At 64.6% G+C, this 12,987-nt stretch carries 13 protein-coding genes and 1 tRNA gene; 4 read left to right on the top strand and 10 right to left on the bottom strand.

Annotated elements, in window-relative coordinates:
- Positions 1-23 precede the first annotated feature (23 nt).
- Positions 24-1,112, top strand: coding sequence for a hypothetical protein (locus U4E84_RS01645; protein ID WP_322530354.1), 1,089 nt, complete (start codon positions 24-26; stop codon positions 1,110-1,112).
- A gap of 189 nt (positions 1,113-1,301) precedes the next feature.
- On the top strand, positions 1,302-1,703 hold the full coding sequence (locus U4E84_RS01640; protein WP_322530353.1) for a hypothetical protein: 402 nt from the start codon (positions 1,302-1,304) through the stop codon (positions 1,701-1,703).
- Positions 1,704-1,747: 44 nt separating this feature from the next.
- Here U4E84_RS01640 and U4E84_RS01635 read toward each other — a convergent pair whose 3' ends face one another.
- The 8 genes from U4E84_RS01635 to U4E84_RS01600 all read right to left on the bottom strand — a co-directional run bounded on the left by U4E84_RS01635 (position 1,748) and on the right by U4E84_RS01600 (position 8,151).
- Complete coding sequence (locus U4E84_RS01635) at positions 1,748-3,181, bottom strand: hypothetical protein (protein WP_322530352.1); 1,434 nt, start codon at positions 3,179-3,181, stop codon at positions 1,748-1,750.
- Complete coding sequence (locus tag U4E84_RS01630; protein ID WP_322530351.1) at positions 3,168-3,731, bottom strand: winged helix-turn-helix domain-containing protein; 564 nt, start codon at positions 3,729-3,731, stop codon at positions 3,168-3,170. Before U4E84_RS01630 ends, U4E84_RS01635 begins: the two co-directional genes overlap by 14 nt.
- A 405-nt stretch (positions 3,732-4,136) precedes the next feature.
- The gene (locus U4E84_RS01625) at positions 4,137-5,759 is read right to left on the bottom strand and encodes a hypothetical protein (RefSeq protein WP_322530350.1); all 1,623 of its coding nucleotides are present in this window, start codon (positions 5,757-5,759) and stop codon (positions 4,137-4,139) included.
- Positions 5,760-5,862: 103 nt separating this feature from the next.
- A complete protein-coding gene (locus U4E84_RS01620; RefSeq protein ID WP_322530349.1) occupies positions 5,863-6,186 on the bottom strand; it encodes a hypothetical protein in 324 nt (107 codons plus the stop codon).
- Positions 6,183-6,752: a hypothetical protein gene (locus U4E84_RS01615; RefSeq protein ID WP_322530348.1), complete on the bottom strand. Its 570-nt coding sequence runs from the start codon at positions 6,750-6,752 to the stop codon at positions 6,183-6,185. Before U4E84_RS01615 ends, U4E84_RS01620 begins: the two co-directional genes overlap by 4 nt.
- 155 nt (positions 6,753-6,907) lie before the next feature.
- Positions 6,908-7,150 (bottom strand): hypothetical protein, encoded by a 243-nt coding sequence (locus U4E84_RS01610; RefSeq protein WP_322530347.1) that lies wholly within the window; start codon positions 7,148-7,150, stop codon positions 6,908-6,910.
- 172 nt (positions 7,151-7,322) lie between these two features.
- Positions 7,323-7,396, bottom strand: a tRNA-Ile gene (locus U4E84_RS01605).
- Between the two features lie 104 nt (positions 7,397-7,500).
- Positions 7,501-8,151, bottom strand: a complete 651-nt coding sequence (locus U4E84_RS01600) for an FxsA family protein (protein ID WP_322530346.1) — start codon at positions 8,149-8,151, stop codon at positions 7,501-7,503.
- Positions 8,152-8,269: 118 nt separating this feature from the next.
- Here U4E84_RS01600 and U4E84_RS01595 point away from each other — a divergent pair, with 118 nt between their 5' ends.
- Together U4E84_RS01595 and U4E84_RS01590 are read left to right on the top strand one after the other, a co-directional pair.
- Positions 8,270-8,977 (top strand): DUF1405 domain-containing protein, encoded by a 708-nt coding sequence (locus U4E84_RS01595; RefSeq protein ID WP_322530345.1) that lies wholly within the window; start codon positions 8,270-8,272, stop codon positions 8,975-8,977.
- A 42-nt stretch (positions 8,978-9,019) separates the two neighbouring features.
- On the top strand, positions 9,020-10,066 hold the full coding sequence (locus tag U4E84_RS01590) for a hypothetical protein (protein ID WP_322530344.1): 1,047 nt from the start codon (positions 9,020-9,022) through the stop codon (positions 10,064-10,066).
- Positions 10,067-10,103: 37 nt separating this feature from the next.
- Here the strand turns inward: U4E84_RS01590 and U4E84_RS01585 are convergent, their stop codons facing one another.
- Both U4E84_RS01585 and U4E84_RS01580 read right to left on the bottom strand, forming a co-directional pair.
- Positions 10,104-11,759 carry a DUF2070 family protein gene (locus U4E84_RS01585; protein WP_322530343.1) on the bottom strand — a complete coding sequence of 552 codons (1,656 nt, stop codon included), beginning with the start codon at positions 11,757-11,759 and terminating at the stop codon, positions 10,104-10,106.
- Positions 11,760-12,794, bottom strand: a complete 1,035-nt coding sequence (locus U4E84_RS01580) for a glycosyltransferase (RefSeq protein WP_322530342.1) — start codon at positions 12,792-12,794, stop codon at positions 11,760-11,762.
- Positions 12,795-12,987: the final 193 nt, after the last annotated feature.

Genomic DNA, 12,987 nt, shown 5'->3' with positions numbered 1-12,987 from the left:
GTGGGTCAAAACGAGAGGCTACAATGCCTGACTCCGGAGCGTACGCCGCCGCCGAGCTCGCGAGTCACCTCCGCGGTGAGGACCCGGGCGAGCACGTCCGGAGCTACGCCGGGCTCGTCGACGACCGGCGGACGCTCGCGGTGTTGAACTACTACGACGGGCTGCTCGACGAGCCGATCGAAGAGACGCGGATCGGCCGGCTCATCATCTCGAATGCCGCGACCAAGACGATCGACGAGGCGGTCCGACACGGCTCGGTCTCGCAGATGAAGAGCGCGACCGGGCTCACCGGCCAGGAACGCGAGGGCGGCGACCTGTACCGAGACGCCGCCGAAGAGCTCTCTCACGAGGGCGCGATCGGGCTCGTGTTCGGCGCTCCGGGTTCGGGAAAGACCGCGACCACGCTCGACGTGGCGATGGCGTGGCGGATCCGGACCGGCGGCGCGCTCATCGGGAACACGTCGTGGGACGGCTTCGACCGCGTGGTGCGCTCCGACCGGGAGATGCTCGAAGCCATGGCGGAGATCAAAGGGCCGGTGCTCGCGGTACTCGACGAGATCGCCCAGGAGCTCTCGGGATTCGGCTCGGGGAACAAGGCCGCCGAGCAGTTCTCCGACTCGCTGCTCTTCATCCGCAAGAAGGAGTCCAAACACGGCCCGAACCCGAAGCGCGGGAGCGTGCTGCTCGTCGGGCACACGCGCACGAAGACGGCGAAGTCGATCCGGCGGGTCGCGTCGCTCGCGATCGAGAAGCCGTCGCGGTCGGATCCCGGGCGCGCGCGCCTCCTGGAGTCGGAGGGCGGCAAGGACGACTGGGAGGAGGGCGCCGATTACAAGGGACTCACCGACACGGCCGCGGACTATCCCGAGCACGAGCCGAGCGAGTTCACTATCGAGCTCGTCGACGGGGACGACGCGGACGACGGCGTCGACGCCGACTCGGTGCGACGCGAGGAAGCGGTGAACAAGGCGATCCGCGCGGTGGAGAACCACGGGATGACGTACGCCGAGGCGGGCGACCTGGTCGGCTACTCCGCGGCGTGGGTCTCCGACCGAATGGCTGAATACAGGAACGGCGACCACCCCGAGGCGGTGAACGATGCCGTCGCGTGAATCGACAGACTCGGCGGGGATTCACTCGTTCATACACACGCCCACCCCGGCGCATACCTCTGTTTATACGCGTGCGATCCCGGCGGGGGTGGTGAACCCGCGGGGGGTCGCGGGGCCGATCTTCGGTCGAAGATCGATCGATCCGCGTCGACGGCGGGATCTCGAACCGCAACCCAAACGAGGATCGTCGTGAGCTACGACCCGGCGATCGTCGGTCGGTACGGGAAGCTCGTCGAGCTGTGGGCGACCGAAAAGTATCCGCTCACGCTCGACTATCCGGTGGTCGACGGGCTCAAGTTCGACGCGACGGACCGCGATGGCCGCCCGTGGGACGTGAAGGGCTCGATGACGAACGGCGTCCGACCGACCTTCAAGTTTTGGGAGGACCAGCACAAGACGCTCGCGGACGCTGACGGGGGGTATGCGCTTGTGTGGTATCGAGCGGAAGGGAGAGAGATAACTGTCGTGTCGTCGCGGACGGTCCACGCTCGCGACTTGGAGATAACGAACTGGACGAACCCCGGCGAGACTCACTATCGATCTCACTCGCGAGAGGCACAAATACCGGCTCTATACCTACTGCCAGAGTAACGGTTCGTAAATCAGTTCACAAGTCAAAATATTAGTCCAGAAAACTACGAGAAGTCGTTATGTTCAGACCGTCTTAGGTACTGTTTGGCGGGCTTTGACGTTCCGCGGCGTCTTCCCTCACGTACTTCTCGGGCCTCTTGAGCATGAACTAGTCTCCTTGCCTTTCCAAAGTCCACGCGATATTCTTTATCTGTGCCAACCCGTCCCTCCCACGATGACGCAGTGGGGTCGTATGACGTCGGCTGATCGGGGAGGCCGGATATCGGGTGGACGCTACCCCCTTGATTCTGAATTGCCGTGAATGCCTCTGAAATTGGTAGATCTAGAGCTTTTCCATAGAAAGGTGTTGTTCCGTATTTTGCCTCTTTTCCGATGCCACTTCCCCGCTGACTATAATTCTCATTGCCGTTGAGCAACGAAGAGAAGGTTTTGACACCGTAATCGGTGAGATATAATCCGTGCCAAGTGGTTCTAGACATCAAAAGCGGAAGATCAAAGGACGAAGCCACGTTTTCCAGCTCTGAAACAAACCTCTCTAGACGGACAGAGAGCCCAGAATCCCAGGCTTTTGAGACACCACTTAGAGTCAGAACTACCCCGTAGTAACTGATACCTCCGTTTCCGATATCTGTGAATGATGATTCCGCCTCTCGGTCCCTGATCTCCTGACGGACAGATTCTAAAATCTTTCTGTCATTTCTTGTTCCGTCTTTGAGGACAGAGTAGTCAGCGTAGACATGAAGATACGGATACACGATACTCCCGAAATGTCCAGCATTGACTTCTCTACAGGTGTTGACCATACCTTGGTTCGCACCCATGGCACGGTCAATATCCTGTTGAGAGCTCCCCCGAGTGACTGGTGGAACAGGAGGAACGACACCTGCGTCAGGAGACTTCTGGGCGTCTTTTGCGATACTCGCGAAGTAATTTGGCCATCCTTTGTTCGCCCTCTTATCATGCCAACCCTCTGTGGCTGTTCGAAGCGTATTATCGAACCTTTCAGGAATAGCGTATTCTTTAACTTCCAACAGCCTCTCCATTTGTGCTTCAAGAAACGGCTGGAAGAACTCTGGGAGCATCTCTATAGCTTGATCATATTCTTCATTACGGAGTTTCTTGTAGAAAGATCTACTCGATCCCCCAGCTAAGCCATACGAAACTAATCGTTGTGGACGCCGGTAACGGAATAGCTCAACAGGCTCTCTGTAAATGATTGGATGATCTCGAACTAAGCTCTCGATCTGGGATGTGAAGTCCTTGAATTTAGGTTCAGAACGGATGCTCCGCCAACTATGTCCCGGAACTGTTATTGGAGCACCATCGTCCAAGGCCTTCCCGTATTTTAATAGAACAAACAGATCTTCATAGCTCTTGATCTCCGGTGAGTATGTTGGGGTCTGGATATGATCCGTTCCCGCAAAACTCACCTCGTCGACACCACTTTCGTTTTTGAGTAATGGTTTAGTTGTGGACATGATCTTGATCAACTTCCTCTGACAGCGAATTGAGCCCCTTGAACACCTTGTCTAGGTCTTCCATGGGGAAGATGATCGCACCCTCACTAGTTTCGCCTTCTAAGAGCGAGAACCGCTTCTCGGTCACGTGAAAGTACAAATCATCGTTCTTGCCTTTTGCTAGTTGTATCTCAATACCAGTCTCTCCGTCGGAACACTCAATATATTCACGTCCGACACCATGGAGCGGCTTACCATTCGGGTAATACAGGAACATCTGCTTCCCCTTCTTCTGCCGATATATTTCTCGCAAATTTCTTAGACGGTCAAGATGGCTGGATACCGTCTTGCGGGTAAGCCCGGTCACCTCCATAATTTCGGTTACGGAGATCCCATCCTCTCCATGCTTTCTAACGGCTCGGCGGACTTTTTCCAGTGCGAGAGCCTTTTTTCCCTCAGCACTCATTGATGCTAGGTCTTGGTCATGTTCGTTGATATCGCTAAGAGGGTCACCGCGGTTGGCACCCAGATCCAGAAGTGAATCGTTCTGGGAAGAGTCATCATCAGTCATGTACCAGACCTTGGTATGTGGTTCGGCTTAATAGTATTTATTATTTTCCCCGATTACCGGTGTCTGAACCAATTAGTTCTTTGAACCAGATTGATTATTGCCCAGAAACAGATCCGATCTATTGACACTTCACTCGGGACTATTGAGCTAGCCTCTGTCCAGATTTGAACCCAACTGTTCGCGAAAACGGAGGGGTACCTTAGAATCTGTGGCCTTAGCCACACCCCTAACCGTCGACCGACCCCCCGGTGTCGGTTCGGCGGCGATGTCGAGCTCGACGAGCCCCGATCGTCGCTTGTGTTGCGGTCGGAATCGTCGCGCACCCGCCGGTCGGGAGAGTCGATCGCGGCGAAAACGCCCGCAAAAAGGGGATCGGAGTAGTGTTGCCACTCACGAGGGGTCGCGCTACTGGAGTGTCTGACCACCCGTCCACGCGCCCCGCGCCTGTCGGATCTTCGGTCCCGCCTCGTCGCGGTAGTGCGTCACCGACTCCTTGAGCCGCTCCGGATCGCGCCCCGCGGCCGTCCAGAACCGTTTCAACCGCGTCACCAGCTCCGACCAAGACTCGCCCGTGAGGTTCCCCATCCGCACGCGGAGCTGCGCCTCACGCTCGTCGATGTGGATGCCGTTCGACTGGCAGAACGCTATCAGCTCGTCCGTGCGCTCGTCGAGTGACCGCCTCTCGGCGTTCTGGACCGCGTTCGCCGCAGTACCCATCGCGTTCCGGACGCCCTCACGAGCCGCGTCGAGCGCCTCCACGACCTGCTCGGCGACGTAGTGCGACCGCAACGCCACCGATCCCTGCTCGCGCACAACCATGTCCTCGATCCGCCGGAGCCCACGGCGTACGCTGTCCGGGTGCCAGTCGTGTTCGTCCGCGATCTCCGCGGGCGACACGTCCCCGCCGTCGGCGACGAGCGTCTTCAACGAGTCCCACTCAACCGGAGAGAGCCCGTTCGCGAGCTGCCGGACCACCACGTTCCGCTGGTCGCTCTCGACGCGCTCCAGGTTCAGCGGGAGCACCCGCGACCGGTCGACCGTCTTCGCCTCGAAGTACGCGTCTTCGACGTACGTCCGCCCGCCTCCCAGTCCGTCGTCGTCGAGCGGCTGCGTCGGGAGTCCCGCCTCGTTGATCGTCGCGAGCACCGCCTCTTCGAGCTCGTCGGCGAGCTCGTCGTGGTCGACCGGTCGGAGCGTCTCGTCCCACCGGCTCCCCTGGTACGACGCTTCGACCTTCGGGTGTGCGAGCGGGTGGTCGTCCGGGAGCGATTCGGCGTTGCGGGCGTAGTAGTGCTTGAACTCCTTCGGGATCCGATGGTCGGGGAAGCACTCGCGGACGCGCTTCGGCCCGAGCGTCACCGTGTGGTAGTAGCCGACCCGCTCGGTGTCGTCCTGGACGATCTTGCGGTACCCCGACCGGTCGCTTTCGAGGAGATGACCCATCCGCGCGATCGGCCCCTCGCGGGCGTGAACCGGTCCGGACACGTCGCGATCGAGCCGGACGTACCGCGCGGCGTCCATCACGACGCTGTACTCCTCGTTTCGGTCATCGAAGTACATCGGGTCGAGCGTCACTGCTCCCGCGGCGCGCTGGATGGCCGTCTCGACCGTGTCGAACTCCACATTCGACGCATTCACCCGGACGTTCACGGCGTCGCCGAGCTCCCACATCGGCCGGGCAACGCTCTTACCGCTCTCTGATTCGAGCCCGTACCACCGCGGCTGGATGAGCGCTTTCACCTTCCGCTCGCCGATCTCGTCGTCGACGACCGCGTTCAGCCGGAACTCCCGGAGCGTGTCGAAGTCGACGCGCGTTCCGTCCGGCGTCTCGCCGCCTTCGGGCGGGGCGAGCCCGGACTCCTGGTAGGAGAGCGTCACGCGCCACGTCTCGCCGTTGAGCCGGAAGCTCCCGCGTTTGCTCCCGGTCGCGTCGACGAGTCGCGCGGCGCCGAACCACGCGCCGAGTCCCGAGTTCGAATACACGTAGTTCGCCATGTACTCGTGCGGTGCCGTCTCGACCGCCTTCATCGCGAGATTCCCGCTCGGCCGAGATAGCAGCCGGCGCACTCCAAGCGACCGGCGCGGATCCGAACCGACGGACGCTCGCAGCCGCACGTCTCGCAGGTGGGATTCACGCGAACACCACCACTAGGTTCACCGCGGCGACCGTGGCGCCGATCGTCGCGATCCCGAAGCCGATCCACGATGGGGCCTCGACCGCGTCGGCGGCGATCGGCCACGCACCGCAACACAAGCCGACGACCGCGACCATCGCGAAGGCCGCGGGTAGCTCACCGACCGCCAGCAGCTCGCGGACGATTGGATTCGCCTCGGCCTCAACACCGACGGTCCGAGACGCAAGGACCGTCGTCGCGGCGTCGAGCACGCCGTGCGACGTGAAGATCGCTGTCGTTTCAGCGGTGCGATCGACAGTGGTTCCGGCCTGATCACTCACTTGAACCACCTCGGACCGGCCTCGAGCTCGCCGGGCTTCTCGTCAACCACGGCGAGATAATCGTTCATCCGCCCGAGCGTGTTGAAGATCGCGACCTCCTGGCGCTCGTAGCCGAGCGACATCGGCATCCCGGTAGTGGTGAAGCCGAACTGGATGAACCGACCGCCGGGCGACAGCAGTTCGTCGATCTGCCGCTTCGCGAGCGCGTCGTCACCGACATTGCGACCCTCGTAGCTGCGATTCGACTGATACTGCGAAAACGGCGGGTCGTAGACCACCGTATCGAACGTCTCCGGCTCGAAGTGGTCTGCGATCTCGCACACGTCGACGTGGAGATCGGCGTCGCGGTCCACGTCGATGTCGTTGCGAACGATCCGGTCGTCGTGGACGAGCTTCGTGCGACCGGCGCACGCGTTCAACACGCGACCAGTGAGACGTTCCTCAACCCACTCGCGGATCTTGTCCGACCGGAACGTCCACCGGTTCGGACTGACAGTGTAGTAGGACATCTCGAGGCCGTCCCAGCTCTCGCGGTCAGTGTCGACCGCGTCACCGAGCGACCCCATCAGTGACACCTCCGTTCAATTTTCCGTCAGACTGATCGCTCACGCCGATCGCCCCCGTTCGGCGTCGCGCTGCCAGCGGAGGTAGACGGCGTCACGGACGTTCGCTCGTGGACCACCGACCGGATCGTACAGTCGGCTCGCGCGGACGAACGGCGTCATCCCGACAGCCCTCCGTTCCAGGGCTCGCCGGCGTTGCGCGCCGGGTTGTGTTGCGGGTCGGGCGTGTCGACGTCCTTCCCAGCCGCGCTCCCCTCGCAGATCCGCACCCACGAGTCACATTCGGGACACCGGTGGGCGCGGTGGTTCTCGTCGCCGTGAACGCGACGGAAGTCGCTGGGGACGTGAGAATCGCACTGAAGGCAGTTGCTCCGGCTACGGTGAGATCGGAGCAACATCATGCCGAGACCACCTCGGCTAAGGCAGATCGGGGGAAGGTGGTAACTACCGGATCAATTCTTGCCCGGACAAGACACGCTAGCGGTGCCTCTAGGGGTGTAGAACGACGAAATTGGGTGGCTGGGGAGTCCCAGCCCACCAATCCATTCGGGCCGTCCCCGAATTCAATTAAGGTGGGCCAACACGGATTTGAACCGTGGACCTCCCGGTTATCAGCCGAGCGCTCAACCTGACTGAGCTATTGGCCCAGGTGAGCGCATTCAGTGGTTGCGCGGGTAGGATTTTAAGGGTTTCCTTTCGACAGTCGGCCGCCGTCTCGCGGTTTCGGCGGGGTAACGAGGTCGTCTCGCGGTCAGTCGGTTCGGTCCGATTTCTCGCGCTCGTCTTCGACCGTGAAGTCGACGTCGACCACGTCGTCCGCGTGGTCCGCGTCGTCGAAGCGATCGCCGCCGGTTCCGCGTTCGCCGTCTGCCGCCTCGCCGGGGCCGCCCGCACCGGGGAAGCCGTCGGGAGCATCGCCTGAGCCGTCGTCGAAATCGCCACCACCCATCGTGAAACCGGTCCCGCCGCCGGTGCCGTCGCCGGGGAACCCGCCGATGTACACGTTGCCGGACGCGAACCCGCCGGTCTCGCTGTCGATGTACGGCACCACGATGTACCGCTTGACCGCCATCCGGATCGGGACCCGGGTGAGCGGGAGCGCGAGCAGAAATCCGATCGCGTCCGTGACGAGCCCGGGCGTGAGCAGCAGCGCGCCGGCGGCGATCAGCAGGCCGCCGTCGAGGAGCTCGTCGGTCGGGGGCTCGCCGCGGGCCAGTTTACGCTGCATGCGCGCGAGCGTCGCCCGGCCCTCGGCGCGGAGGAGGAGCATCCCGAGCACGGCGGTCAACACGACCAGCGCGACCGTGACCGCCCACCCCGGCCGCGTCGCGACGACGATCAGGAACAGCGCGTCCACGAGCGGGACGACGAGCAGCAGCGCGAGCAGCGTTCGCGGGCGCATACCACGGCCTTCCAGCCGGGGACGCATAGCCCTTTTCGTCCGGGCTGCGGTCGGGGGACGGTCCGACCTCGCGCTCCGCGACCGCCACCGCTTTGAGCGACGGGTCCGACCCGAGCGTATGGACATCGTCGGCGCGCTCGGACGCGAGCCACCGGACCGCGAGTCGCTGCCGCGGTGGGTCGCCCCGCTGCCGAGGTGGCTGGAGGACGTCGCCTTCCGGTTCGCGTGGGTCGTCGTCGCGATCAACCTCATTGGCACCGCGTTCGGCTTCTGGTACTACCGCTTCCAGTTTCGGGAGGTCCCCGTCGAGATGTGGGCGTTCGTTCCCGACAGCCCGGGCGCGACGCTGCTCATCGCGCTCGCGCTCGCCGCGTGGGCGGTCGGTCGATCGAGCGACACCCTCGCCGCGCTCGCGTTCTTCGGTAACGTGAAGCTCGGGCTGTGGACGCCGTACGTCCTCGTCGTCTTCGCCCCGCGGTTCGTCGAGACCGCCGGGACGCCGCTGTACGCGTTCCTGCTCGTGAGCCACCTCGCGATGGTCGTGCAGGCGTTCGTGCTCCACCGGATCACGGACTTTCCGATCCGGGCGGTCGCGGTCGCGGCCGCGTGGTACACCGTCGACCTCCTGATGGACTACTTCGTGCCCCTGACCGGCGGTGTGACCCACACCTCGCTGCCGTACGCCGACTCCACGCCGTGGTTCACGACCACCGTGCTGCAGGTCGCGGCCGCCGGCGCGGTCGCGCTCACCGTGGTCCCGCTGTTCTGGACGCTCGGAACCCGCGTCGAGACGCTCCGAACTCGACGCGGACGCGACGGGCACTGACCGCGTCCCTGCTTTAAGGTCGCCCGGCGCGTCTGGAGACCCATGAGCGCCTACGAGCGGATCGCGGACCTGTCCGTGACGATCGAGTCGGTCGGCCGGCGCCGCTACACGGGGCGGACGACGAGCGGGTTCGAGCGGACCACCACCGAGTTCCGGCTCGCGGGCGACGGCGTCGTCGGCCGCGGCGAGGACGTGACCTACGAGACCGCCGACCACGACGCGCTGGCCGGCACCGACCCGATCGACCTGGAGGGCGAGTGGACGATCGCCGAGCTGTCGGCGCACCTCGACGGCGTCGACCTGTTCGCCGCGAAGCCTCCCGAGCGTGAGTCCTTCCGCAACTACCGCCGGTGGGCGGTCGAGAGCGCGGCGCTCGACCTCGCGCTTCGACAGCGCGAGCAGTCGCTGGGCGAGCGGCTCGGGATCGAGCCGGCGCCGGTTCGGTTCGTCGTCTCCACTCGGCTGGGCGAGCCGCCGACGACCGATCGAATCGAGGAGCTGCTCGCGCTCGACGACGGTCTCGAGTTCAAGCTCGACCCGACCCCCGACTGGCCCGAGGAGGCGTTCGTCGCCCTCAGAGAGACCGGTTCCGTGCGGATCCTCGACCTGAAGGGCTGGTACGAGGGAACCGACGTCGACGTCGAGCCCGATCCGGAGCTGTACCGCGACGTGTTCGCGGCGTTCCCGTCGGCGATCGTCGAGGACGCCGCGTTCACGCCGCTGACGACGCCGCTCGTCGAGCCGCAGGCCGACCGACTCTCCTTCGACTTTCCGATCGACGGCGTCGAGAGCCTCCGATCGCTCCCCGTCGAGCCCGGGTGGTGTAACGTCAAGCCCTCCAGGTTCGGCACGCTCGAGTCGCTGTTCGAGACGGTCGCGTACTGTCGGGAGGCGGGCATCGAGCTGTACGGCGGCGGCCAGTTCGAACTCGCCAGCGGGAGGACCGCGATCCAGACTCTCGCCGCCCTCTTCTACCCCGACGCGCCGAACGACGTGGCCCCGCGCCCGTTCAACGACCCCGAGGCGTCGCCGCCGTACCCGACCAGCCCGATCCGGCCCGACCGCGACGCCGTCGGGTTCGAGTTCTGAGATCGCCCGCGGGTGTCGACCCGGAACGCGACGTCGCTCAGAAGAACAGCCACAGCACGAGCAGCGTGTACAGCGCCGCGAGCGCGATGATCGTCAGGCGGATGAGGATGTTGACGCTGAACACCAGCCCGTTGTAGTCGTTCTTGAGGAGCTTCAGCGGGCGCGTCGTCCGACTGGCGAGCCCGACGGTCGCGGGAGAGACGTCGTCGATCGCGTCCGCTATCGCCGCCTCCAGCGCCGCGACGTTCGACCGACTGATGTTCGCGAGCTCGTAGATGGAGGCGTGCGTGTCCGTCGAGAAGACGAGCACCTCGTCGAACTCGCCGCGGTGCGTCGCCTCGAGCTCCCGGACGTCGGGCGTGACCCCGTTCGTGTCGATCCCCATCGTGAGCACGTCCTGCCCGTCGACGGACTCGACGATCGCCGCGACGTCCTGGTCGGCGCGCCTGACCTCGAACCCGGCCCGGTACCCGTGGAGCGGCGCCTCGGCGAGCCGACTCCTGAAGTCGTCGAAGTGACGCTTCAGCCGGTCGGCCTCGCTCGACCCGTACTGGACCTCCTTGGTCGGTCCGTCCTGCACGTCGTGTTTGTGCAGGTCCACGAGGAGCACCTCCGCTTCGTCGACGTCGCGCATGAACACGCCCGTGTCGTAGTCGTCGATCCCCTCCGCGTGGAGGAAGACGACCTGCCCGTCGTCGAGCCGTCGCCCGTAGAACTCGATCTCGCCGTAGTCCTCGTGGAGGAGCCGGGAGGCCCGCCCGACGCCCTCGGGCTCGTCGACCGCCTCGAGGATCTTCTCCGCGTCGGACGGGTTCGAGAGGTCCTCCTTGTGCGTGCAGGGGACGTGGAGGAAGAAGCCGCGCTCGTCGTCGTCCCCGTCGTTGAGGGCGTCGATGACGTTCCCGCTGAGCTGGCCGCCGCCGAACCCGCCGAGCGGCCCCGGGTGGACCCACGGAGCGGCGAGCGTCAGCCGCGCCCCGTTGTCGACCGCTAGCGTCTGGACGACGGGCTCTGCCTCGACGCCCAGATCGAGCGACTCGCGGTCGTTCCTGAGGATCCCGGACGTGAGCGCGAACGCGGAGACGTCGGTGTTCGTCCGGATGAGGTAGTCGACGACGAGGAGCACGGACACGAGGAACGCCGCGGCGATCAGGAGCGACGCGAACGCGAACACGTGCCGGTACGTCGAGAAGCCCAGATCGCCGCCCGCGAACGCGTAGAACGCCGCGATGAGCGCCGCGGGCTCCGCGAGCGAGACGACGAGGATGCGCTTGTAGCGGTCGATCCCCGTCGACACGACGAGCACCAGGATGTTGATCAGGTAGACCGTGATGAAGAGGAGCCAGACGATGCTCCACGCGTTCCCGACGTTGTTGGCGCCGGAGAGGACGAGCGCGTAGACGAACACGACGAACTGGTTGACCAGCGCGAGAAAGAAGCTCCACGACCGCGGGTACCGCGGGAGCACGCGGTGGAACAGCTCCCCGGCGAACAGAAAGGGGAACAGGAACAGGAGGACCGCGACCGGAAGGACGCTCGACGGCTCCGGCGACAGCGGAGTGAACGACGAGAACGCCGCGAACGCGACGAGGCTGTACACGGCGCTGAGTCCGGCGAGCGCCGGGAGCTGCACCCGCAGCGGCGGGACGCTGAACACCAGTCGCTGGAAGACGTCGACGTTGTCCGCGCCCATCTACGACGACACCCCGTAGATCGACTCCAGTTCGTCCACCGTCCGGGACACCGCGAACCGCTCGACCGCCTCGCGGGTCGGTCGATCGCTCTCCAGACAGTCGGTGACCGCCCGCTCCATCTCGTCGAGGTCGCCGTACGCGAACCGCGCGCCGTTCTCCTCGCCGATCGTCTCGTCGAACGGCGACACGTCGGCCGCGGCGACCGGCGTTCCGCAGGCGTTCGCCTCGAGCGTCGACAGCCCGAGCGTGTCGCAGGTCGAGGCGGTCACGAAGACGTCGAGCGCCGAGTAGAACCCGGGGAGGTCCTCCCGCGGGAGGAAGTCGCGGAACGTGACGTTCGACGGCGCGACGCGTTTGAGGGCGTCCCGCACCGGTCCCTCGCCGACGATCTCGAAGCGCGTATCGGGCATCCGCTCGGCCAGCCGCAGGATCTCGTCGACGTTCTTGTTGCGGGTCAGCCGGCCGCTGTACCCGACGGTCGGGTCGTCCGACTCGAACCGCGAGCCGTTCACGGGCCGGAACGTGTCCGTCTCGATGCCGACCGGGAGCTTTCGGGGGGCCACGTCGCGGCGGATCCGAGACGTCGACGCGGTGACGCAGTCGAACGACCGGAGGAACCGGTTCTCGTAGGCGACGTACAGGCGCCCGGCGACGTCGGAGAGCGACTCCAGCTTGAGCCCCTGCACGAAGTAGTCCTCGACCGGCGTGTGGTGGGTGTACACGGACTTCACGCCGCGTTTCTTCGCGTATCGGCGTCCCATCAGGCCGGTCGACGCTGGGCCGTGACAGTGCACCACGTCGAGATCGGGCAGGGTGGAGAGCCGTCGGTAGAGGGGAACGCGGTACTGCCGGTAGAAGGGGTTCGGCATCGAGGGGACCGGGAACTCCGTCTCGTCGGGCTCGTAGCTGCTCTCGGGGTAGACGACGTACACGTCGTGTCCCCGGTCCTCCAGGCGATCGCGCCACGCGCGTATCGTGTACGTCACGCCGTCGATGCCGGGGAAGTAGCTGTCAGTGAAGAATCCGATGTTCATGCGAGGGTCCGTCGATCGCGGATCGCCCGCCAGCCGTCGCTCGTCGGGGGTCCGTCGGCGGTGTTCGGACGCGAAAGCCCGTCGAGCGCGGCGCCCGCGGGGAGCGGTACACGGCCGGTCCGTGCCGACGCGTCGTGGTGTACAGCGAGTCGCACGAGTTCTGTTTCCCGGATTTCCGACCGAAAAGCTTCAA

It is taken from the genome of Halorubrum sp. AD140, from assembly GCF_034497445.1.
In the GTDB taxonomy this organism is placed as follows: domain Archaea; phylum Halobacteriota; class Halobacteria; order Halobacteriales; family Haloferacaceae; genus Halorubrum.
The sequence above is the reverse complement of the archived record's forward strand: the minus strand, read 5'-3'. Positions and strand labels throughout refer to the sequence as shown.

Coding starts and splice junctions, on each gene's coding strand:
- U4E84_RS01645 (WP_322530354.1), top strand. CDS start 24: ATGCCTGACTCCGGAGCGTACGCCGCCGCCGAGCTCGCGAGTCACCTC.
- U4E84_RS01635 (WP_322530352.1), bottom strand. CDS start 3,181: ATGTCCACAACTAAACCATTACTCAAAAACGAAAGTGGTGTCGACGAG.
- U4E84_RS01630 (WP_322530351.1), bottom strand. CDS start 3,731: ATGACTGATGATGACTCTTCCCAGAACGATTCACTTCTGGATCTGGGT.
- U4E84_RS01625 (WP_322530350.1), bottom strand. CDS start 5,759: ATGAAGGCGGTCGAGACGGCACCGCACGAGTACATGGCGAACTACGTG.
- U4E84_RS01615 (WP_322530348.1), bottom strand. CDS start 6,752: ATGGGGTCGCTCGGTGACGCGGTCGACACTGACCGCGAGAGCTGGGAC.
- U4E84_RS01610 (WP_322530347.1), bottom strand. CDS start 7,150: ATGATGTTGCTCCGATCTCACCGTAGCCGGAGCAACTGCCTTCAGTGC.
- U4E84_RS01600 (WP_322530346.1), bottom strand. CDS start 8,151: ATGCGCCCGCGAACGCTGCTCGCGCTGCTGCTCGTCGTCCCGCTCGTG.
- U4E84_RS01595 (WP_322530345.1), top strand. CDS start 8,270: ATGGACATCGTCGGCGCGCTCGGACGCGAGCCACCGGACCGCGAGTCG.
- U4E84_RS01590 (WP_322530344.1), top strand. CDS start 9,020: ATGAGCGCCTACGAGCGGATCGCGGACCTGTCCGTGACGATCGAGTCG.
- U4E84_RS01585 (WP_322530343.1), bottom strand. CDS start 11,759: ATGGGCGCGGACAACGTCGACGTCTTCCAGCGACTGGTGTTCAGCGTC.
- U4E84_RS01580 (WP_322530342.1), bottom strand. CDS start 12,794: ATGAACATCGGATTCTTCACTGACAGCTACTTCCCCGGCATCGACGGC.